We start from the raw sequence: 20,513 nt of genomic DNA on the forward strand, positions 1-20,513 counted from the left end.
CACCTCCACATCGCCAACACGCCGCCAATTCAGCTGCTTGTTCAGCGTAGCCCTAAGGCTACTTCGTTGGATGCTTGGTGGACGCGCTTGCTGTCGCCTCAATGGCAGCGAGGCGGGAGTCCATTACTTTCGCGTGCAGCTTAATGGCCCTGATCAGAAATTGAACGTCCTCGCTTTCGCTCTTGGATGCGAGATCGTCGAACTCCGCCCACAGTTTCTTCAAAGCTTCGGTGCTCATGGCTACTCCTTACGGGGGTGATTGACGGTGCAGCAAGGTGATTGTGCTCCTCTTCGGGAGGGGTTCGACGAGAAATCGACGAGCGTGGGCTCGCGCTTCAGGCGTGGAGGGATCAGGCCGGCCAGCGAAAGCCGGTGGCCAAGTTCCTGCGGGACGCCTTCGCTGTCAGATAGTCGGTCGCAGTTCGACCATGAAAGGACCTTCGCCCGAAGGGCCGCTCGGACATTCAAGTGATCGCGTTTCGCAAACGGCCATTTGTCCGTCGGAACGCTCTCCACTTCGCACTCGCCCAAGTTCAATCCACTTCAATTTTCATTCGCCAACCAGGCACCATGAAATCCGGCTGGAATGCGCGTCGGCAGATGCACGGTTGCGACCGGCCCGGCAGCAACATCACGCGCATTCAGCACGACTACATCGCTGGTATGTGTCACACGTCGATATACGCAACACAGCAACCACCCGTCGTCTTCCTCCGTGGCTGCCCGTCGCGGTACGGAAACCGGCTCGCTGTTCTGATCGCCGAAGGGCACCTCATATCGTTCGAGCTTATCGCTGTGCCAGTCGTACCGCATGACCCCACGCATCTCGTCAGGCGCAGGCTGTTCGGCAGCGTAAAGATACCGATACGGTCGGCCGGTGCACTGCTTGTTGATTTGCACGGAATCCTGACCCACCCTGCGTAGTAATTTGCATCGAATATTGACCCACGTAGAACACTTGTGAATGGCGGTCGGAATCCGACATTGGATGGCGGCGTCGGACAGCCGTGCGACGCGATTGCTGTTCAGCCCGGCGACTCTGGGACGTTTCATGAGGCTCAGATTCGGGTGCGTCGGAGGGAGCCCGTAGGGCGAGCGCAGACGCACCGGGGATGTGCGGTTCGGCAGGGGGATGACGCGGGAATCGGGATGCGGTAGAAGAAGGACTACAACTGACCGCCGAAGAAACAGGCCCGACACCGGTCCTAACCGCCAAGTTCATTCCAGTGTCGAGCCCCACACGCGCACAACGGGGTACGGGTGCCGGGCCAGTATGGCACGGCTGATCCGCCTCGTCGATACCGCTTCGGCATTGACGGGGGACCGCCGATGCCGGCCACTGGCCGCCTCTTTCTGTGCGCCCGCTGCCGGGCGCAGGTCGTCGTGTGCCGCCGTTGCGATCGCGGCCAGATCTACTGCGGTGGCGACTGCTCACAGGCCTCGCGCCGCGCCCGCCTGCGCGAGGCTGGCCAACGCTATAAACTCAGTCGTCGTGGCCGCTTTGCACATGCCGAACGGATGCGTCGCTATCGTCAGCGCCTCAATAAAGTGACGCATCAGCGTTCCCCGACACCCGTCGCCAATGCTCTACTGCCACTGACTTCGACGACGACGGCCACCGCATCGACATCCACTGTCGCCGCGCCCGGATCGACGCCTTGCTGCTTCTGTCGCCGCATCTGTTCGGGCCTTGTACGCATCGGGCCACTGCGCCGTCGGGTCTTCCGTGATGTTCGTAATGTCTCCAACGGGTCGACCAAAGCCAACCGCGTGGGGCAGCGGTCGGCCAACAAGCGTCATTCGTTAGTCGCGTCGCGCGGACATTCTGACGGCGACTTGTCCTCAGTGAACGGTCAACCGAGCATCTCGTCGACGGTGCATCGAGGGATCGGGCCGCGATCAATGCGCACTTCGTTCGGCACGTATCGAGCGCAATACGGGCGGGATCGTTCGTGGGCATTGCAACGCACGACGCACAATTGATCGATGCGTTGATCAGTTGGCTGCAACGCGAGCGAGTTGACCGCTCACGATTCGAGTTTCAGATGTTGCTAGGCGTCTGCGAACCGCAGCGTGACGCTTTGCTTGCGCAAGGATTTCACGTCCGCGTTTATGTGCCATACGGTCATGACTGGTATGGCTACAGCACCCGGCGAATCAAGGAGAATCCGCGAATCGCCGGATATATCCTGGCTGCGATGATACGTAGCACTCGGGCTCGCTAGCAGTTACAGCAGGACCTGTGGATTGGGGCCGACCAGATCGTTGGTCCCGGTTCGAACGGCTGCTTTCGAGAAATCCGGCCGCAGGTCAGACTGAGTGTGCGCCTGCTTCATCGCACCACGCGCAGCGTTACGCCGACCGAGGCCGGCCAGCGCCTATTGGCGCGGCTCGACCCAGCCTTGCGCGAGGTGGTCGATGCACTGGTGGACGTGACCGCCTTGCAGGCCGAACCGGCCGGCACGCTGCGCCTGAACGTGCCGCGCCCGGCGGCCCGGCTGCTGCTGGCGCCGATGCTGGCCGGCTTCGTGGCGGCGCATCCGCGCGTCCATGTCGAAGTCATGACCGACGACAGTCTGGCCGACATCGTGGGCGATGGTTTTGACGCCGGCGTCCGCTTCGGCGAGAGCCTGGCCGGCGACATGGCGGCGGTGCCGATCGGGCCGCCGCAGCGTTTCGTGTGCGTGGCCGCGCCGTCCTACCTGGTGGCGCATGGCGTGCCGCCGCACCACGCGAACTGCTCGGCCATGCCTGCATCGGCCGGCGCTTTCCGAGCGGCAATCGCTATGCCTGGGAGTTTCAGCCCGACGGCGGGCCGCTGGACATCGAAGTCTCGGGACCGTTGGTGTTCGACGACGATGCGTTGATGGTCCGGGCCGCGCTCGACGATGCGGGCATTGCCTACGTCTACGAGGCGATGGTACGCGAAGACCTGGCCGCAGGCCGGTTGGTCGCTGTGCTGGATGACTGGAGCGCATCGCCGGGCCGGTTCTTCCTCTACTACTCTGGCCGGAGGCAATTGCCGATGGCATTTCGGGCATTTGTCGATTTTATTCGTGCCTGACGGCGCAGAACGCGCCGTCAGGCTCTCGGGGCTGCGCCCCGTGCCGGCGATGCCGTCACGGCCCTTCGGCTTCGATCCTTCACGCCTGCGCACTGCGTTTGCCGGGTATCGTAGCGTCCCGTCGCATGGATGGGGGGCGTGGCGAATTACGCCCTGGCTTGCTGCGGCAGGTTGTGCCAAAGCGTGCCGTCCTCGACGCTGATGGTTCGTTGTCCGCACGTCACGAAGGACGGTTCACCTAGATCGACGGAACGGCCGCCCAGCCTCGCACTATGGATTCCACGCCACGCCTCAAGCTAATTAGGGCATGATTGCATGTTCGTGGCATGCTGCGACTTGAAACTGTTGCAGTCATTGATTAAAATGCAGTCAATGATTGGAGGTGTTATGGCGAGCATGACAATCCGGAACATCGACGAGCAACTGAAGGCTCGTTTGCGCGTTCAGGCGGCATTGCATGGACACTCGATGGAGGATGAGGCGCGCGATATTTTGCGTGCCGCGCTTTCCACGGATTTGGCGATTGCGAATCGGAGCCTGGTAGCTTCGATTCGTAGTCGCATTGAGCCGCTCGGCGGGGTTGAGCTCGAACTGCCGCCCCGCGATGTGATTGTGGAGAGGGTGGATCTCGGTTCATGATTGTCCTGGATACAAACGTGCTGTCCGAGACGTTGCGACCTCGACCCGATGATCGAGTCATGGCTTGGCTCGCATCCCAGTCGCGCGCGGGACTCTTTACGACGGCGATCACGCGAGCCGAGATTTTCTATGGCGTCGGTCTCCTGCCGGACGGTTCCCGCAGGCGCGAACTGCGAACAGCGGTTGAAGCGATCTTTGATGAGGATTTTGCCGGCAGGGTATTGGGATTTGACAGCGATGCCGCAGATGTTTACGCGACAATTGCCGTGGCGCGAAGGAACGCTGGCAGGCCGATGAGCCAGTTCGACGCGATGATAGCCGCCTGTGCGCGATCAAGAGGGGCGGCGCTGGCGACGCGCAACGTCAAGGACTTCACCGACTGCGAGATAGCCATCATCGATCCCTGGGCTGTTTGAGCGGGATTCGAACCGTCTCTCGGCCGGGTGAAACTGGGAATCGGACCGTCCCAGGCAGTGAAAAAGCCGGTCCTTTTTCGTATGGGTAGAAGTATGGGTAGGGAAGGGACGTTTTCTCGAAGCCTTGCCAGTAAAGGCTTTCAGGGCGATTCTGGATCCCTCCGTCTCCGCCAGAGTATTTGTGTATATGGCGGCGAAACCCCGCAAGTTCACGGACTTGCGGGGTTTTTGTTTTTTCGGCCCGCAAGCTGGCAGTCGCACGGCGGACGACATTGCAATACGCTCAGGACTCCCTGGCGATGAACGGTTTATGTCCGGATCGCGCAGCGGTGCCGCCTGCTTTGAAGTCGCCGTTCGTGACGCGCCTTTCGCGCGAACGCTGCAACACTCGGCACCCGAGCCGCGCTGTCGATGCTATGCTGCGGAGCGCTGTCGTAGTCGGCCGCGTGCCGGGCTGCTGCGACGATGCTCCGTGTAACGAGACGTAACCAGGGTGCGCTCGAAGCGGGTTTGTGCATCAGTTATTACAATCGTGAAATATCCTGTGCGCAAGCCTACGCTATATTGCATGCAACAAAATCATTCGCAAAAAGGTGAGTCCATGAAGTTTGCTCGTGTTCTTGCAATGCTCGTCGGGGGCCTGGCCATTGGCGCATCGAGCGCCGCCATGGCGGGCGTGAGCGTTGGCGTCAACATCGGCATTCCTGCCCCGGTTTATGTCGCGCCGGCGCCTGTCTATGCACCGCCGCCTCCGCCGGTGGTTTATCAGCCGGCTCCGGTTTACGCCGCACCGGCGATCTACATCGGCTGGCACGACGATCGCTACTGGGACGGTCGTCGTTACTGGAACCGTGGTGACTGGAACCGCTATCACGGCGGCGGTGGCGGCCGTGGATGGAATCACGGCGGTGGCCACTGGCACTAAGCCAGCGCCGTCTGACGCCGCTGCAAAAGCAAAGCCGCCCTTGGGGCGGCTTTTTCATGTCTGCCGTTGCGCGCGCAACGAGGTGCGCGAACGGTGAGGGGGCGTTATTCGCCGATGCCGGCCATGCCGCCGACCACGGCGCTAAAGCCCGAATCGACGTGCACGATCTCGGCCGTCACGCCGCCGGAGAGATCGGAAAGCAGGAACGCGGCCGTGTTGCCGACCTGCTCGATCGTCACGTTACGATGCAGCGGCGCGTTCTGCTCGACGAAGTCGAGGATCTTGCCGAAGCTCTTGATGCCGCTTGCCGCGAGCGTCTTGATCGGGCCGGCCGAGATGCCGTTCACGCGTACGCCCTTGCCGCCGAGCGAGACCGCGAGGTAACGCACGCTCGCTTCGAGCGAAGCCTTCGCGAGACCCATCGTGTTGTAGTTCGGAATTGCGCGTTCGGCGCCGAGATAGGTGAGGGTGAGCAGCGACGCGTTGTCGGCCAGCATCGGCTGGGCGGCCTTGGCGAGCGCCGGGAAGCTGTAGGCCGAGATGTCGTGCGCGATGCGGAAGTTTTCGCGCGTCATGCCTTCGAGGAAGTCGCCGGCGATGGCTTCGCGCGGCGCGAAGCCGATCGAGTGGACGAGGCCGTCTAGCGTGTCCCAATGCTGCTTGAGATCCGCGAAGAGCGCTTCGATTTGCGCGTCGTCGGCGACGTCGCAGGGGAACACGAGCTTGCTGTCGAATTCGGTGGCGAATTCGGTGATGCGGTCCTTGAACCGCTCGCCGACATACGTGAATGCCAGTTCCGCGCCTTCGCGTTTGCAGGCCTGCGCAATGCCATATGCGATCGAACGGTTAGACAGCAGCCCGGTCAGCAGGATGCGTTTGCCAGCGAGGAAGCCCATGAATTCTCCTAATCAGATCAGTGCGTCGCGCGCGCCGCAAGGCGGCGCTGCGCGGTTTGGGTAGAATTCTCTCACACTTGATATGGCTCACCGGACAAATCCCTTTCCATGACGACAGGCACGCCTGGCAGGGCAACGCGCGCGGGGCGCGGACACACGGTTGCAGCGCGGCGCCTGGCATGGGCACGCGCCTGGGTGCGGGCGGGTGTGAGATGCGGCGTGGCGTGCGTGCTGACGCTGGCGGCGACGCCGTCCGTGTACGCCGCCTACGCGATCGCGCAATACGGCGAGCCGAAATATCCCGCGAACTTCACGCATTTCGACTACGTGAATCCGGATGCGCCGAAGGGCGGTGCGCTGGTGTTGGCCAATCCGAGCCGCCTGACGAGCTTCGACAAATTCAACCCGTTCACGATGCGCGGCAACCCGGCGCCCGGCGTCGAGATGCTCTTCGAGAGCCTGACGACGGGCAGCATGGACGAGGTGGCGTCGGCCTATGGACTGCTCGCCGACGACATCCGCATCGCGCCCGACGGCCTTTCGGTGACGTTCCATCTGAATCCGCATGCGCGCTTTTCGAACGGCGACCCCGTGACCGCCGCCGACGTCAAGTTTTCGCTCGACACGCTCAAGAGTCCGCAGGCCGCGCCGTCGATGCAGGCCTACTTCACCGACATCACGCGTGCGGTGGTGATCGATCCCGCGACGATCCGCTTCGAGTTCCGCAGCCACAGCCGCGAGCTGCCGTTCATCGCGGGCGGCATGCCGGTGTTCTCGCACAAGTGGGGATTGCGCCCGGACGGCAGCCGCATTCCATTCGATCAGCTCGCGTTCGAACAGCCGATCGGCAGCGGGCCCTACGTGATCGAGCGTTATTCGAACGGCCGCACGATCACGTACAAGCTCGACCCGAACTACTGGGGCAAGGATCTGCCGGTGCGCGTCGGCACGAACAACTTCGAGCGCATCACCTACAAGCTCTATTCCGATGACGTCGCGCGTCTTGAGGCGTTCAAGGCGGGAGAATACGACGCGCTCGTCGAAATGGTCGCGCGCAACTGGGTGCGGCGCGACGTGGGCAAGCGCTTCGACAACGGCGAGCTGATCAAGCGCGAGTTTCCGCAGCACAACGGCACGGGCATGCAGGGCTTCGTCCTGAACGTCCGCAAGCCGATGTTCCAGGATGTGCGCGTGCGCGAGGCGCTCGACCTCGCGCTCGATTTTCAGTGGCTCAACCGGATGCTGTTCTACAGCCAGTACACGCGGCTCGACAGTTGGTTCGCGAATACGGACTTCCAGGCGAAGGGCTTGCCGTCGCCGGGCGAGCTTGCGCTGCTCGATCCGTGGCGCAAGGAGCTCGACCCCGCGGTGTTCGGCCCACCGCCGCTGCAGCCGAATACGGATCCCCCCAGCTCGCTCCGCGCCAACCTGCTCGCGGCACGCACGCTGCTGGCGCAAGCCGGCTGGACCTACCGCAACGGCGCGCTGCGCAACGCGCAGGGCCAGCCCTTCGTCTTCGAAGTGCTCGACGACACGAGCGCCTCCGCGCAGTGGGCGCCGATCATGGCACAGTACACGCACGCGCTCGCGCGGCTCGGGATCCAGGTGAACTACCGGGCGGTCGATTTCGCGCTCTATCAGAAGCGTCTCGATGCCTTCGACTTCGACGTGACGACGATCCGCTTTCCCGACGTACAGGTGCCGGGCACGGAAGAAATCGATCGCTTCGGCAGCAAGGCGGCCGACGAACCGGGCTCGGGCAACCTGATCGGCGTGAAGTCGCCGGCCGTCGACGCGATCCTGACATCGCTGACGCAAGCGCAGACGCTGCAGCAACTGCTCGACGCCACGCACGCGCTCGACCGGGTGTTGATGCACGGCTACTATGTGGTGCCGCAGTGGTACAGCTCGACACACCGCGTCGCGTACCGCAGCACGCTGGCTTATCCGGCGAAGCTGCCGCTGTACTATGGCGCGATCGACTGGATCCTCTCGACGTGGTGGTTCAAGCCGCAACCTGGCGCGCAGCATTGAGGCGCGCCGGCGGGATATTGCCACGCAGTCCCAACTTACGGACTTCAAGACCATGTGGAGCTACATCGTCAAACGCCTGCTGTTGATGATCCCGACGCTCTTCGGCGTGCTCACGCTGACCTTCGTCGTGATCCAGTTCGTGCCGGGCGGCCCCGTCGAGCAGGCCGTGCGCGAGTTGCGTCGCGGCGCGGAGCAGGGCATGCCCTTCGGCATGCGCGCGCATACGGGCGTGGACGCGCAGCAGATCGCGCAACTGAAAGCGCTCTACGGCTTCGACAAGCCGCCGCTGCAGCGCTACGTCCTCATGCTGAGCCGCTTCGCGCGCTTCGACCTTGGAGAGAGCTATTTCCATCACCAAAGCGTGTGGTCGCTGATCGTCTCCAAGCTGCCCGTGTCGATCAGCATCGGCCTCTGGACCTTCTTTCTCACCTACCTGATATCGGTGCCGTTGGGCATCGCCAAAGCGGTGCGCAACGGCTCGCGTTTCGACCTCGTGACGAGCCTGATCGTCCTGATCGGCTATGCGATTCCGGGCTTCGTGCTGGGCGTGCTGCTGCTCGTGCTGTTCGGCGGCGGCACCTTCCTGCAGATTTTCCCGCTGCGTAACCTCACGTCCGACGACTGGGACACGTTCTCCTGGGGCCACAAGATTCTCGATTATCTGTGGCATATCACGCTGCCTGTCACGGCCTCCGTGGTGGGCAGCTTCGCCGTGACGACCATGCTCACGAAGAACGCGTTTCTCGACGAGATCCGCAAGCAGTACGTGCTGACCGCGCGCGCGAAGGGCCTTTCCGAGCGCACCGTGCTCTGGAAGCATGTGTTTCGCAACGCGCTGCTGCCGCTCGTGGTGGGCTTTCCCGCGGCCTTCATCGGCGCCTTCTTCACGGGCAGCCTGCTGATCGAAACGCTCTTTTCGCTCGACGGTCTCGGGCTGCTCTCGTACGAGTCGGTCGTGCGGCGCGATTATCCGGTCGTGCTCGGTACGCTCTATCTCTTCACATTGATCGGACTGCTGACAAAGCTCATTTCCGACCTGTGCTACGTGTGGGTCGATCCCCGCATCCAATTCGAACAACTGGAGCGCTGATTTGAACCGAGCCCGTGCCGGCGCCGAGCCCGAACTGCGCACCGAATCCGTTGCGGCTTTCAGATCGCCCACGCCTGCGCGGCGAGTGTGGGCGCGCTTTCGACAGCAGCGGCTCGGCTACTGGAGCCTGGTCGTATTTGTCGTCGTGTTCGCCGCGAGCCTCGCGGCTCCACTCTGGTGCAACGACAAACCGCTCGTCGTACGTTACGACGGACATCTGTATTTCCCGCTTTTCAAGGCGTATCCGGAGACAACCTTCGGCGGCGATTTCCCGACGCCGGCCGACTACCTCGATCCGTACATCCGCCATCGCTTCGACGCGCCGGGCAACTTCGCGATCTATCCGCCGAACCCGTACTATTACGACACGCTCAACTATTTTTCGAAGGTGCCGAACCCGGCGCCGCCGTCGCGGCAGAACTGGCTCGGCACCGACCAGAGCGGCCGCGACCTGTTCGCGCGCCTGCTTTACGGCTTTCGCGTGTCGGTGGAATTCGCGCTCGTGCTGACCGCGATCGGCACGATATTCGGCGTGCTGGCGGGCGCGGTGCAGGGCTACTTCGGCGGCAAGACCGACATCATAGGGCAGCGGCTCATCGAGATATGGAGCGCGATGCCGGAGCTCTATTTGCTCATCATCTTCGCCTCGATCTTCGAGCCGGGTTTCATTCTCCTGATCGTGCTGCTCTCGCTGTTCGGCTGGATAGGCCTGTCCGACTACGTGCGCGCCGAGTTCCTGCGCAATCGCAATCAGGATTACGTGCTCGCCGCGCGCGCGATGGGCCTCTCGAACTGGCAGATCATCTGGCGCCACGTTCTGCCCAACAGCCTTACGCCCGTCATTACCTTCCTGCCGTTCCGCATGAGCGGGGCGATACTCGCGCTCACGAGCCTCGACTTTCTGGGGCTGGGCGTGCCGCCGCCCACGCCGAGCCTTGGCGAACTGCTGTCGGAGGGCAAAGGCAATCTCGACGCGTGGTGGATTGCCATTTCGACTTTCGGCGTGCTCGTGGTGACGCTGCTGCTGCTCACGTTCATGGGCGACGCGCTGCGCAACGCGCTCGATACGCGCATCTCCGACGCCATGAAGGCGGGAGGCAACCAATGAGCGCGCCAACGGACAATGTCGCGGCGCCGTTGCTGGCTGTCGAGCGCCTTGCCGTGCGCTTCGGCGAGACGCTCGCCGTGGACGACGTGACGCTCGCGATCGCGCGCGGCGAGCGCGTCGCGCTGGTGGGCGAGTCGGGCTCGGGCAAGACCGTGACGGCGCTCGCGATCCTGCGCTTGCTGAGCGACGCGCAGGTGTCGGGCGCGATCCGCTTCGACGGCGAGGATCTGCTCGCGAAGGGCGAGCGCGCGATGCGCGGCTTGCGTGGCAACGACATCGCGATGATCTTCCAGGAGCCGATGACGGCGCTCAATCCGCTCTACACGATAGGCGAGCAGATTGCCGAAACGATCCAGATGCACGATGGCGTGTCGAAGAAGGAGGCGTACGAGCGCGCGGTCGGGCTGCTCGAACGCACGGGCATCACCGAGCCGCGCCGGCGTATCGGCAGTTATCCGCATCAGCTCTCGGGCGGCCAGCGCCAGCGCGTGATGATTGCAATGGCGCTCGCGTGCCGGCCGCGCCTCCTGCTTGCCGACGAGCCCACCACGGCGCTCGACGTGACGATCCGCGGCCAGATCGTCGAACTGCTGCTCGAACTGCAGCGTGAAGAGACGGGACAGAAGACCGGCCGCGGCATGTCGGTCCTGCTCATCACGCACGACCTGAATCTCGTGCGCCGCTTTGCCCAGCGAGTCGCGGTCATGGAGAAGGGCCGGCTCGTGGAGAGCGGGACCGTCGAGCAGATCTTCGAGGCGCCGCAGCACCCCTATACGCAACGGCTGATCGCGAGTCGTCCCGAGCGCAACGTGCTGCCGGTGCTGCCACTCGCGCCGGTGCTGCTGGAGGCGAAGGACGTCGCCGTCGATTTCGCGACGAAGCTGCCGGGATTTCGGGGCTGGTGGGGCAAGGGGCGGTTTCGCGCCGTCGATGACGCGAGCGTTTCGGTGCGGCAGGGCGAGACGCTTGGCATCGTCGGTGAATCGGGATCGGGAAAATCGACGCTCGCGCTGGCCATGTTGGGTCTGCAACGAACGAGAAGCGGGCAGGTCGAGTTCCAGGGCAGGCCGCTCGCGAGTTATCAGGGGCGCGACAAGCTCGCGTTGCGCTCGCACCTGCAGGTGGTCTTTCAGGATCCGTTCAGTTCGCTTTCGCCGCGGCAGACCATCGAGCGCATCGTCGGCGAGGGGCTCGCGCTGCACCGGCCGGACCTTGGCAGCGAGGCGCGCAGAAAACGCATTGTTGCCACCCTGCGCGAAGTCGGGCTCGACCGCACGGCGCTGCAGCGGTATCCGCACGAGTTTTCGGGCGGGCAGCGCCAGCGTATCGCCATTGCCCGCACGCTCGTGCTGGAGCCGCGCGTGATTGTCCTCGACGAACCGACCAGCGCGCTCGACGTTTCGATCCAGCAACAGGTGTTGCGGCTATTGACGGAACTGCAACGCAAGTACAACCTGGCCTATGTGTTCATCAGCCACGATCTCGAGGTGATCGGCGCGATGGCGCACCGCGTGGCGGTGATGCAGAGCGGCGCCATCGTCGAGGCTGGAGATGTCGCCAAAGTCTTCGACGACCCTGTGCATCCTTACACGCGTAAGCTTTTGAAAGCCGCGCTGGCTCGATGACAGTCATCTGACATTCACCAATGATGTGCGTATCGCGATTGTATTTTTCTATTTGTTTTGACACACAAATACTTACTGGCTAGTATCGTCCAAACTTTTCACTAACCCCCTGATTCGCGGGCAATTTCTACCGACCAATGCAGCACCGATACTTGACCCAGGCTTGCACGCGCGTCGTCGCCGGGATGTTCATCGGCGTACTGATGGCCGCGGCTCCCGGCGCGTTCGCCGACGAAGTAAGCAGCTTTAACCAGAATGCCTCATTTTCGCCGGGTTCTTCCCCGAACAACACGGCGAACTCCCCGGCTCCGCAAGCGCTCTCCGCGACTGCTCAAGCCGACGCCCAAAGCGCAGTACAAACCACTACGCAGACCACGTCTCAGGCGACCCCGGCTGCGGCCGACGGCGGCGCCAAGTCGTTCCTTTCCGGCATGGCCGGCAAGGCAGGGGACGTTGTTGTGGGCGCCCTCAACATGATAGGCGTGCGCTATCGCTGGGGCGGCAACACGCCGGATTCCGGCCTCGACTGCAGCGGCTTCGTGCGCTACGTCTTCCAGGACACGCTGGGCCTTTCGCTGCCGCGCCGCGCCGAGGAAATGAGTCGCGTGGGCGAGAAGGTTAGCCTCAGCAACCTCAAGCCGGGCGATCTCGTGTTCTTCAATACGATGCGCCGCACGTTCTCGCATGTCGGCATCTATATCGGCGACAACAAGTTCGTGCATTCGCCGTCCACAGGCAGCACGATCCGTGTCGACGACCTCGACGACGGCTACTGGGAAAAGCGCTTCACGGGCGCCCGCCGTGTGGAAACGTCGTTTACGCCGCAACAGCAGCAGGACCTCAAGCAGCGCGTGAGCGTGCAGTTCGACGGCAGCAACTGACCGCTAACTGGCGACCGGTTGCTCTACCTGGTCGTGACAGAAAGCCTGCTTCGTTCGAAGCAGGCTTTTTTCGTTGCGAAGGTTGCGTGGGGCGCGGCGGGCCGACCGCGCCCGCGTAATCGCTCAGGCCGTCGCGGCGCGCGCGGCGGCCAGCTTGCGCTCCAGCTCCGGCATCATCTTCGCGACGGCCTCCTCGCCCGCGAGGATCGCCGCATTGCGCTGACCGAAGTCGCTACCCGACATCGCATTCAGGTTCGGTCGGATCACGACGTCGGCGTACTTGTCGAGTTCATAGGTCTTGATCGACTGACCCATGATCGTGAAGGTCTGCATCAGCACGTCGAACTGGGTCACTGTCGGAGCGCTCTCCGGGCGGGCCGAGATGTCCACGGCAATCACGAAGTCGGCGCCCATTTTGCGCGCGAAGGCCGCCGGCACGGGGCTCACGAGCCCGCCGTCCACGTACTCGTGGCCCGCGATTTTCACCGGATCGAAGATCGACGGCAGGCTGCACGATGCGCGTACGGCGATGCCGGTATTGCCGCGCTGAAACAGGATTGGCTGGCCGCTGTGCAAGTCGGTGGCGACGATGCCGAGCGGCCTCGCCATCTTCTCGATCGGCCGGCCGCGCAGCGTGGTGTTCAGATAATTCTGCAGCGCCACGCCGTGCAGGAAGCCCCGCGTGGCGAAGGGCATGGCCCAGTCGCTGATCGATGCTTCGTCCATCGTGAGCGCGAGCTTGTTGATGTCGAAACCGTTCATACCCGACGCGTAGAGCGCCGCCACGACCGAGCCGGCGCTCGTTCCCGAGACGAGGTCGACCTGAATGTTGCGGGCTTCCAGCGCCTTGATCACGCCGATGTGTGCGAAGCCGCGCGCCGCGCCGCCGCCGAGGGCGAGGCCGACGCGAACGGTGCGCTGGGGTTTCGCGACGGATGCCGGCGGGGTGGGGTTCTCCGTAGCGGGCGGGCTGACCTTCGCGGTCTCCGTGCCTGCGGTCGTGCAGGCGGCGAGGAGGGTGGAGGCCGCGGCCAGCGAAAAGCTGCGGCGGCCCAAAGAGGGGGTTGACGGGTTCAATGGTGGCTCTAATGGCGGCTTCAAGCGAGGTTCTCCATGCGGCGCCGGGCGACGGATACAGCGCGCCGACATCATAAGGCAAAGCCGTTCGCGGATTGGCAATGCGCTTGTAACGCCGTGTGTCGCTCTCTGTGTCAGCGCCCGCCGGCACTTTTTGCGCTTGTTCGTGGCTGGGGCGCGGTCCGGTCGTGGCGACGCCGATACCGTGCGGACGTCCTCCCGCTCCTGGCCTGCCGGGACCGAACGCGCGTCCGGCGGTTATAATCCCGTTTCTCTTTTCCCGGTTTTCCTGTTCGAGCCGCGTCGCGTTCCGCAGTCGCAATGCTGCGTGCCGCTGCACGCGAGGCCGCGAACCTTCTGCCGCCCGTCGCCAAGCGCGCGTCGCCCGGCGGCATCGCTTTCGAGTAATCGCCCATGACCACGACTGTCGTCCGTACCCGCTTTGCGCCGAGCCCGACTGGCTTCATCCACCTCGGCAACATCCGCTCTGCGCTGTATCCCTGGGCGTTCGCGCGCCGCAACGAAGGGGTGTTCGTGCTGCGGATCGAGGACACCGACGTCGAGCGCTCGACGTCCGAAGCGGTGGACGCCATCCTCGAAGGCATGCAGTGGCTCGGTCTCGATTTCGACGAAGGTCCGTTCTACCAGATGCAGCGCATGGACCGTTACCGCGAAGTGCTCGCGCAAATGAGCGAGCAAGGCCTCGTGTACCCGTGCTACATGTCGACCGAAGAGCTCGACGCATTGCGCGAGCGTCAGCGTGAGGCGGGCGAAAAGCCGCGTTACGACGGCACGTGGCGCCCGGAGCCAGGCAAGGTCCTGCCGACGCCGCCGGCCGGCGTGCAGCCCGTGCTGCGTTTCCGCAATCCGCTGACGGGCGTGGTCGCATGGGACGACGCCGTGAAGGGCCGCGTGGAGATCTCGAACGAAGAGCTCGACGACCTCGTCATCGCGCGCCCGGACGGCACGCCGACGTATAACTTCTGCGTCGTGGTGGACGATCTCGACATGAAGATCACGCACGTGATTCGCGGCGACGACCACGTGAACAACACGCCGCGCCAGATCAACATCCTGCGCGCGCTGGGCGGCGAGCCGCCCGTGTACGCACACCTGCCGACCGTGCTGAACGAGCAGGGCGAAAAGATGAGCAAGCGCCATGGCGCGACGAGCGTGATGGGCTATCGCGACGCAGGCTATCTGCCGGAAGCGGTGCTGAACTATCTCGCGCGTCTTGGCTGGTCGCACGGCGATGCCGAAGTGTTCTCGCGCGAGCAGTTCGTCGAGTGGTTCGATCTGGAGCATCTCGGCAAGTCGCCGGCGCAGTACGACCAGGCCAGGCTCGACTGGCTCAACAACCACTATCTGAAGGAAGCGGACAACGCACGTCTTGCGTCGCTCGCGAAGCCGTTTTTCGCCGCGCTCGGCGTCGACGACGCAGCGCTCGCGAAGGGTCCGTCGCTCGACGGCGTGATCGCGCTCTACAAGGATCGCGCGAATACGATCAAGGAGATTGCCGAAAGCGCGCAGATCTTCTATCGCGAGCCGCAGCCCGAAGCCGCCGCGCTCGCACAGCACGTGACCGAAGCCGTGCGCCCCGCGCTTGCCGAACTTGCCACCGCATTCAAGGGTGCGGAGTGGTCGAAGGAAGGTATCTCGGCCGCGCTCAAGGCGACGCTCGCGGCGCACAAGCTGAAGATGCCGCAGCTTGCCATGCCGGTGCGCCTCTTCGTGGCGGGCACGACGCACACGCCGGCTATCGACGCGGTACTCGCGCTGTTCGGCCGCGACGTGGTCGTGAATCGCATCGAGCAGGGCCTCGCGAAGGCGGTGTGATCCCCCTGAAGATTTTTTACCCCGGCACTAGCGCCGGGGTAAGGGATCCGGTAGTATTCGGGCTCCGTTGAAAACGGTGCGCGAGAAAGCGGTAACGCTCACGCAGGAGCCGATGGATCCGGCAACGAAATTTCATGTGGTTTAACGTAGCGTGAAATAAGGTTGCAGAAAACGATCCAGGGGCTCTTTACAAAGGCGAGTTTGCTGTTTATAATCTCGCTTCTGTTCTGCAAGGGGGTATAGCTCAGCTGGGAGAGCGCTTGCATGGCATGCAAGAGGTCAGCGGTTCGATCCCGCTTACCTCCACCAACAGAGCAGATAGAAGTTTCTTCGCGAAAGCGACAGTGAAGAAGAAAATAATTCTTCACAAAAGGCAGTAAAGAAGTTAAAATCTTGTTTTTCGCAATTGAGTGAGCGCGGTTTAGTAGAATTAACGGCGAAACAAGCAAGAAGCGAAAACAAGAATCGCAGTAAAGTGTAGCAAGGCATTATCTGAAAAGATTATGTCCCCTTCGTCTAGAGGCCTAGGACATCACCCTTTCACGGTGAGTACAGGGGTTCGAATCCCCTAGGGGACGCCAGACATGAGCGTCGTCAATGAGATTGGCGAGGCAGCAGTTGGGAATCAGCCGACGCCCATCTGTCTATGTCGAACTGGAGCGGTAGTTCAGTCGGTTAGAATACCGGCCTGTCACGCCGGGGGTCGCGGGTTCGAGTCCCGTCCGCTCCGCCAGATGAAGCCCGTTCAGGCTATAACTTGAGCGGGCTTTTTAGTTAAAGTAGTTAAGGCGTAAGCCTGTGTGTCCCCTTCGTCTAGAGGCCTAGGACATCACCCTTTCACGGTGAGTACAGGGGTTCGAATCCCCTAGGGGACGCCAAAGACAACCGCGGCGCCAAAGCAGTGTGGCGACGCCGCCAGCGGGAATCGACCGACGCCCGCCGGTGCAAGCAGGACTGGAGCGGTAGTTCAGTCGGTTAGAATACCGGCCTGTCACGCCGGGGGTCGCGGGTTCGAGTCCCGTCCGCTCCGCCAGATGAACGAAGCCCGCTGGAATTTCCAGCGGGCTTTTTTCTTGTCTGCTCTTTGGCTTCGCGAGGCCTCTCGGGCCTTCGCCATACGGACAAACTGCCATTGCCGCTACGCTCGCGCTATCGTAGCGTAGTCGGGACTTCCGCTCGTGCGCCAGCCGCCCCCCATGTTCGCTCCGAACGACATTCCATCGCGCTTCCAGTTGCGTCATGCGTCCATGGAGGACTTCGAGTTCGCCGAGGCCCTCACGCGCAACAACATGGGCGGCTATTATCAGCGTCATCATCTGGTCTGGCGCGGCGATCTTTTTCTCGCCAGTTACCGCGAGTCGGAGAATTTCATTCTCGAACTCGACGGCCATGCGATCGGCGTGCTGCGCGTGACCGAAGAGGGCGATTCGCTGCATATCCGCGACGTGCAGATCGCCGAGGGCTATCGCGGCCACGGCGCCGGGACTTTCCTGCTCGACATGTCCCATCGCTGGGCGCGCGAGCGCGGCCTGCGCGAATTGCAACTGCGCGTATTCGTCGATAACCCCGCGGCGCGGCTCTACTTGCGCATGGGTTATCGCGTAGCCGGGCCGAGGCTGGCGAGACTGGGATCGATACGGCACATGACGCGCTCCGTGTAAGGCCGCCGGCCTTGCACGCACTCTGTCACATCACCTTACTTCGGCAAATCCTGGGCGCTTTCGCGTAGCGCCTCGTTCACTTCGCTCAATGCAGACTCTTCGCTCGGGCCGCTTTCGCGATCATCTGCACCGCGCCCGATGAACGCGCGCGGACTCTCGCCGAAAGCGCGTCGGAACATGGCCGAAAATGCGCTCTGACTTTGATAGCCGAGTTCCTGTGCGACGACCGCCATCGGCCGCCCCTGATTGAGCAGCGGAATCGCGCGCGCGAGTATCGCCTGCTGACGCCATTGCGAAAAGCTCACGCCCAGTTCCTGCCGGAAGAGCCGCGCGATTGTGCGCGTGCTGGCGCCAACGTGCTCGGCCCAGTATTCGAGCGAACCGGGATTTGCGGGATCGGCCAGTAGCGCCTCGCAGAGCGAGCGCAGGCGCTTCTCGTCGGGCATGGGCACCGCAAGCGGCAGCGGTGCCGAGCGTGTGATTTCGTCGAGCGCGAGCGAAGCGAGGAGGCGCTCGCGGGCGCCGCCGATGCCGCGTTCATCGAGCGCGGCGATCGTTTCGCGCAGCAGGCCCGATACCTCGACCACGCGGCAGTCGCCGAGCCCCGGCGGGATCACCGACTGGTCCACGTAGAGCGTGCGCAGGAACGCGTCTTCGACGATCGCCACTTCATGCGTCACATAGGGAGGAATCCAGATCGCCCGCGAGGGCGGCACCATCCACGTAGTGCCAGGCGTCGTCATGCGCAGCACGCCTCGCGACGCGTACGCGAGCTGCGCCCAGGCATGCGTGTGCAGGGCGATGCGCACGCCGGCCGCCATGGGCCGCGAGCGCACACGGACGGGATGCCCGGACGTGGGCTCGAACTCGGGCGGGATATCGGCGAATTCCGCGGGCGGCAGCAGGGCGAGAGGCATGGAGGATCGCGGCGTTGACGGCTCGCGGTCATTGTAGGCGCAACCCGGCGCGGTTGCTGCGCGGTCTCGGGGCGGAAGGGGCGACGCGCGCGCGTATCGCTTTATGGACAGGCATAATGCTGCCGGTTCGTCAGCGCACGAGGGAGACATCAATCATGACATTCGCCACCGCCGACCTTTGCGACGCGCACGAAGACCGGCTTGCAGCCGGCACGCTGCGCGTCTTCGATCCCGTGTTCCGCTGGTTCGGCCTTGCACCGCACTTCAGCGGCCCGGCGCTCACGCTCAAGGTTTTCGAGGACAACTCGCTCGTGCGCGCCACGCTCGAGACGCCGGGCGAGGGCCGCGTGCTCGTCGTGGACGGTGGCGGCAGCCTGCGCTGCGCCCTCGTGGGCGGCAAGCTCGGCGAGCTGGCGCAGGACAACGGCTGGGCGGGCGTCGTGGTCAACGGCTGCGTGCGCGACACGCTCGAGCTCGATGCGCTGCACGTGGGCATCGTCGCGCTGGCGACGCATCCGCAGCGCAGCTTCCGGCGCGGCGTCGGCGAGCGCGACGTGCCGGTTCGCATGCCGGGCGCGACCGTGCGCACGGGCGAATGGATCTACGCCGATATCGACGGCGTGCTCGTGTCGAGCGAGCCGCTGGCGATCTGAATCGCCGTTCGGCTCGGGACGGAAAGCACGAAGGCCCGATGGACTTGTGTCCACCGGGCCTTCGTCGTTCAAAGCAGCGCTCGTTCAGGCGAGCATCAGATCTCTTCGTAGAGCGGCAGCGTCAGGAAGTCGACGAAGTTCTCCGACGTCGACATCTGTTCGAAGATCTGCGCGGCGCGGTCGTACGGCTTCGTATTGCCGCCCACCACGGCCTTCACCTTGTCGAGCTCCTGCGGGATCAGTTCGCGCACGAGTTCGGTCGTGACCTTGCGGCCGTCATCGAGCTTGCCCTTCGGCGAGCGGATCCACTGCCACACTTGCGAGCGCGAGATTTCGGCGGTCGCGGCGTCCTCCATCAGGTTGTGGATCGGCACGCAGCCGTTGCCGTCGAGCCACGAGCCGAGGTAGTGGATGCCCACGTTGATGTTGTTGCGCAGGCCCGCTTCGGTGATCGGCGCTTCCGGACGGAAGTCGAGCAGATCCTTGCCCGCCACGTTGACGTCGGCGCGCTGCTTGCCGATCTGGTTCGGCTTGTCGCCCAGCACCTTCACGAACTCTTCCATCGCGATCGGCACGAGGCCCGGGTGGGCCACCCAGCCGCCGTCATAGCCGTCGGTCGCGTCGCGGTGCTTGTCCGAACGCACGCCGCCCATGGCCTTGTCGTTTGCGGCCGCATCGTTCTTGATCGGGATGAGCGCGCTCATGCCGCCGATCGCCGGCGCGTTGCGGCGGTGGCAGGTCTTGAGGAGCTGGAGCGCGTAGGCGCGCATGAACGGCACCGTCATCGTGATCTGCGAGCGGTCCGCGAGGCAGAAGTCCTTGTCGTTCTTGAACTTCTTGATCGCCGAAAAGATGTAGTCCCAGCGGCCCGCGTTCAGGCCCGAGCTGTGCTCGCGCAGTTCATAGAGGATCTCGTCCATTTCGAACGCCGCGAGGATCGTCTCGATCAGCACCGTCGCGCGGATCGTACCGCGCGGAATGCCCACGGCCTCCTGGGCCACGACGAAGATGTCGTTCCACAGGCGCGCTTCGAGATGGCTCTCCATCTTCGGCAGATAGAAGTAGGGGCCGCTGCCGCGCGCGATCAGTTCCTTCGCGTTGTGGAAGAGATAGAGCGCGAGGTCGAAGATGCCGCCGGAGACGCGCTGGCCGTCCACGGTCACGTGCTTTTCGTCGAGGTGCCAGCCGCGCGGACGCACGATCAGCGTGGCGACCTTGTCATTGAGCTGGTAGCGCTTGCCGTTCTGTTCGAGCGAAATCGTGCGGCGCACCGCGTCCTTGAGGTTGATCTGGCCGGTGATCTGGTTGTCCCAGCTCGGCGCGTTCGAATCCTCGAAGTCGGTCATGTAGGAGTCCGCACCGGAATTGAGCGCATTGATGATCATCTTGCGCTCGACCGGGCCCGTGATTTCCACGCGGCGGCATTCGAGGTCCTTCGGCAGCGCCGCGATCTTCCAGTCGCCTTCGCGGATCGACTTCGTTTGCTCGAGGAAGTCGGGGCGTTCGCCGGCGTCGAGACGCTTCGTGCGCTCGGCGCGCGCCTTCAGCAACTCCTGACGGCGCGGCTCGAATGCGCGGTGCAGCTTCGCGACGAGTTCGAGCGCTTCGGGGGTGAGGATCGTTTCGAAGCCCGGCTTGATTTCCGCCGGGATCTGCATGCCTTGCGGCAGTTGCAACGTGTTCGCCATGAT

At 63.6% G+C, this 20,513-nt stretch carries 18 protein-coding genes, 5 tRNA genes and 1 pseudogene; 18 read left to right on the forward strand and 6 right to left on the reverse strand.

Annotation, left to right across the window (positions count from 1 at the left end; translation table 11 throughout):
* Nucleotides 1–58: 58 nt before the first annotated feature.
* A complete protein-coding gene (locus V8683_RS26575) occupies nucleotides 59–238 on the reverse strand; it encodes a hypothetical protein (RefSeq protein ID WP_411189771.1) in 180 nt (59 codons plus the stop codon).
* Nucleotides 239–543: 305 nt separating this feature from the next.
* The gene (locus V8683_RS26580; protein ID WP_411189770.1) at nucleotides 544–1,053 is read right to left on the reverse strand and encodes a carotenoid oxygenase family protein; all 510 of its coding nucleotides are present in this window, start codon (nucleotides 1,051–1,053) and stop codon (nucleotides 544–546) included.
* A gap of 899 nt (nucleotides 1,054–1,952) precedes the next feature.
* Here V8683_RS26580 and V8683_RS26585 point away from each other — a divergent pair.
* From V8683_RS26585 to V8683_RS26605, 5 genes and pseudogenes are all read left to right on the forward strand, one after another.
* Nucleotides 1,953–2,225, forward strand: a complete 273-nt coding sequence (locus tag V8683_RS26585) for a proline dehydrogenase family protein (RefSeq protein ID WP_411189769.1) — start codon at nucleotides 1,953–1,955, stop codon at nucleotides 2,223–2,225.
* Nucleotides 2,226–2,477: 252 nt separating this feature from the next.
* Nucleotides 2,478–3,064, forward strand: a pseudogene (locus tag V8683_RS26590) (LysR substrate-binding domain-containing protein).
* A 387-nt stretch (nucleotides 3,065–3,451) separates the two neighbouring features.
* The gene (locus V8683_RS26595; RefSeq protein ID WP_411190562.1) at nucleotides 3,452–3,703 is read left to right on the forward strand and encodes a FitA-like ribbon-helix-helix domain-containing protein; all 252 of its coding nucleotides are present in this window, start codon (nucleotides 3,452–3,454) and stop codon (nucleotides 3,701–3,703) included.
* Nucleotides 3,700–4,119 carry a type II toxin-antitoxin system VapC family toxin gene (locus V8683_RS26600; RefSeq protein ID WP_411189768.1) on the forward strand — a complete coding sequence of 140 codons (420 nt, stop codon included), beginning with the start codon at nucleotides 3,700–3,702 and terminating at the stop codon, nucleotides 4,117–4,119. Before V8683_RS26595 ends, V8683_RS26600 begins: the two co-directional genes overlap by 4 nt.
* A gap of 601 nt (nucleotides 4,120–4,720) precedes the next feature.
* Nucleotides 4,721–5,044, forward strand: coding sequence for a hypothetical protein (locus tag V8683_RS26605; RefSeq protein ID WP_411190561.1), 324 nt, complete (start codon nucleotides 4,721–4,723; stop codon nucleotides 5,042–5,044).
* Nucleotides 5,045–5,148: 104 nt separating this feature from the next.
* On the opposite strand, the gene fabI is transcribed toward V8683_RS26605, so the two are convergent.
* Entirely contained in the window at nucleotides 5,149–5,940 is a 792-nt protein-coding gene (fabI, locus tag V8683_RS26610) for an enoyl-ACP reductase FabI (protein ID WP_411189767.1), read from the reverse strand.
* 108 nt (nucleotides 5,941–6,048) lie between these two features.
* On the opposite strand from fabI, the gene V8683_RS26615 reads away from it, so the two are divergent.
* The 5 genes from V8683_RS26615 (at nucleotide 6,049) to V8683_RS26635 (ending at nucleotide 12,678) form a co-directional block, all read left to right on the forward strand.
* Nucleotides 6,049–7,974, forward strand: coding sequence for an extracellular solute-binding protein (locus V8683_RS26615; RefSeq protein ID WP_411189766.1), 1,926 nt, complete (start codon nucleotides 6,049–6,051; stop codon nucleotides 7,972–7,974).
* Nucleotides 7,975–8,026: 52 nt separating this feature from the next.
* Entirely contained in the window at nucleotides 8,027–9,064 is a 1,038-nt protein-coding gene (locus V8683_RS26620) for a microcin C ABC transporter permease YejB (protein WP_411189765.1), read from the forward strand.
* 1 nt (nucleotide 9,065) lies between these two features.
* On the forward strand, nucleotides 9,066–10,172 hold the full coding sequence (locus V8683_RS26625) for an ABC transporter permease (protein WP_411189764.1): 1,107 nt from the start codon (nucleotides 9,066–9,068) through the stop codon (nucleotides 10,170–10,172).
* The gene (locus tag V8683_RS26630; protein WP_411189763.1) at nucleotides 10,169–11,797 is read left to right on the forward strand and encodes an ABC transporter ATP-binding protein; all 1,629 of its coding nucleotides are present in this window, start codon (nucleotides 10,169–10,171) and stop codon (nucleotides 11,795–11,797) included. The genes V8683_RS26625 and V8683_RS26630 overlap by 4 nt, the downstream gene beginning before the upstream one ends.
* Nucleotides 11,798–11,934: 137 nt before the next feature.
* Nucleotides 11,935–12,678 carry a C40 family peptidase gene (locus V8683_RS26635; RefSeq protein WP_411189762.1) on the forward strand — a complete coding sequence of 248 codons (744 nt, stop codon included), beginning with the start codon at nucleotides 11,935–11,937 and terminating at the stop codon, nucleotides 12,676–12,678.
* 123 nt (nucleotides 12,679–12,801) lie between these two features.
* Here the strand turns inward: V8683_RS26635 and V8683_RS26640 are convergent, their stop codons facing one another.
* On the reverse strand, nucleotides 12,802–13,755 hold the full coding sequence (locus V8683_RS26640; protein ID WP_411189761.1) for a patatin-like phospholipase family protein: 954 nt from the start codon (nucleotides 13,753–13,755) through the stop codon (nucleotides 12,802–12,804).
* A gap of 414 nt (nucleotides 13,756–14,169) precedes the next feature.
* Between V8683_RS26640 and gltX the strand changes: the two genes are divergently transcribed.
* The 7 genes from gltX (at nucleotide 14,170) to V8683_RS26675 (ending at nucleotide 17,252) form a co-directional block, all read left to right on the forward strand.
* Nucleotides 14,170–15,591, forward strand: coding sequence for a glutamate--tRNA ligase (gltX, locus tag V8683_RS26645; RefSeq protein ID WP_411189760.1), 1,422 nt, complete (start codon nucleotides 14,170–14,172; stop codon nucleotides 15,589–15,591).
* 233 nt (nucleotides 15,592–15,824) lie between these two features.
* Nucleotides 15,825–15,900, forward strand: a tRNA-Ala gene (locus V8683_RS26650).
* Between the two features lie 196 nt (nucleotides 15,901–16,096).
* Nucleotides 16,097–16,172, forward strand: a tRNA-Glu gene (locus V8683_RS26655).
* Nucleotides 16,173–16,247: 75 nt separating this feature from the next.
* Nucleotides 16,248–16,324: transfer RNA gene (locus V8683_RS26660), tRNA-Asp, on the forward strand.
* A 69-nt stretch (nucleotides 16,325–16,393) separates the two neighbouring features.
* Nucleotides 16,394–16,469, forward strand: a tRNA-Glu gene (locus V8683_RS26665).
* A 78-nt stretch (nucleotides 16,470–16,547) separates the two neighbouring features.
* Nucleotides 16,548–16,624, forward strand: a tRNA-Asp gene (locus V8683_RS26670).
* Nucleotides 16,625–16,787: 163 nt separating this feature from the next.
* Complete coding sequence (locus V8683_RS26675; RefSeq protein WP_411189759.1) at nucleotides 16,788–17,252, forward strand: GNAT family N-acetyltransferase; 465 nt, start codon at nucleotides 16,788–16,790, stop codon at nucleotides 17,250–17,252.
* Between the two features lie 35 nt (nucleotides 17,253–17,287).
* Here the strand turns inward: V8683_RS26675 and V8683_RS26680 are convergent, their stop codons facing one another.
* Complete coding sequence (locus V8683_RS26680) at nucleotides 17,288–18,169, reverse strand: AraC family transcriptional regulator (protein WP_411189758.1); 882 nt, start codon at nucleotides 18,167–18,169, stop codon at nucleotides 17,288–17,290.
* Between the two features lie 155 nt (nucleotides 18,170–18,324).
* Between V8683_RS26680 and rraA the strand changes: the two genes are divergently transcribed.
* Nucleotides 18,325–18,822, forward strand: coding sequence for a ribonuclease E activity regulator RraA (rraA, locus tag V8683_RS26685; protein WP_411189757.1), 498 nt, complete (start codon nucleotides 18,325–18,327; stop codon nucleotides 18,820–18,822).
* A 95-nt stretch (nucleotides 18,823–18,917) separates the two neighbouring features.
* On the opposite strand, the gene aceB is transcribed toward rraA, so the two are convergent.
* On the reverse strand, nucleotides 18,918–20,510 hold the full coding sequence (gene aceB / locus V8683_RS26690) for a malate synthase A (RefSeq protein WP_411189756.1): 1,593 nt from the start codon (nucleotides 20,508–20,510) through the stop codon (nucleotides 18,918–18,920).
* Nucleotides 20,511–20,513 lie beyond the last annotated feature (3 nt).

Source organism: Paraburkholderia sp. AV2, assembly GCF_054968425.1.

Bases quoted from the DNA above. Each gene is read 5' to 3' on its own strand.
- V8683_RS26675 (WP_411189759.1), top strand. From the start codon at position 16,788: ATGTTCGCTCCGAACGACATTCCATCGCGCTTCCAGTTGCGTCATGCG.
- V8683_RS26620 (WP_411189765.1), top strand. From the start codon at position 8,027: ATGTGGAGCTACATCGTCAAACGCCTGCTGTTGATGATCCCGACGCTC.
- V8683_RS26635 (WP_411189762.1), top strand. From the start codon at position 11,935: ATGCAGCACCGATACTTGACCCAGGCTTGCACGCGCGTCGTCGCCGGG.
- V8683_RS26600 (WP_411189768.1), top strand. From the start codon at position 3,700: ATGATTGTCCTGGATACAAACGTGCTGTCCGAGACGTTGCGACCTCGA.
- V8683_RS26630 (WP_411189763.1), top strand. From the start codon at position 10,169: ATGAGCGCGCCAACGGACAATGTCGCGGCGCCGTTGCTGGCTGTCGAG.
- V8683_RS26680 (WP_411189758.1), bottom strand. From the start codon at position 18,169: ATGCCTCTCGCCCTGCTGCCGCCCGCGGAATTCGCCGATATCCCGCCC.
- aceB (WP_411189756.1), bottom strand. From the start codon at position 20,510: ATGGCGAACACGTTGCAACTGCCGCAAGGCATGCAGATCCCGGCGGAA.
- V8683_RS26580 (WP_411189770.1), bottom strand. From the start codon at position 1,053: ATGAAACGTCCCAGAGTCGCCGGGCTGAACAGCAATCGCGTCGCACGG.
- V8683_RS26615 (WP_411189766.1), top strand. From the start codon at position 6,049: ATGACGACAGGCACGCCTGGCAGGGCAACGCGCGCGGGGCGCGGACAC.
- rraA (WP_411189757.1), top strand. From the start codon at position 18,325: ATGACATTCGCCACCGCCGACCTTTGCGACGCGCACGAAGACCGGCTT.
- fabI (WP_411189767.1), bottom strand. From the start codon at position 5,940: ATGGGCTTCCTCGCTGGCAAACGCATCCTGCTGACCGGGCTGCTGTCT.
- V8683_RS26605 (WP_411190561.1), top strand. From the start codon at position 4,721: ATGAAGTTTGCTCGTGTTCTTGCAATGCTCGTCGGGGGCCTGGCCATT.
- V8683_RS26595 (WP_411190562.1), top strand. From the start codon at position 3,452: ATGGCGAGCATGACAATCCGGAACATCGACGAGCAACTGAAGGCTCGT.
- V8683_RS26575 (WP_411189771.1), bottom strand. From the start codon at position 238: ATGAGCACCGAAGCTTTGAAGAAACTGTGGGCGGAGTTCGACGATCTC.
- gltX (WP_411189760.1), top strand. From the start codon at position 14,170: ATGACCACGACTGTCGTCCGTACCCGCTTTGCGCCGAGCCCGACTGGC.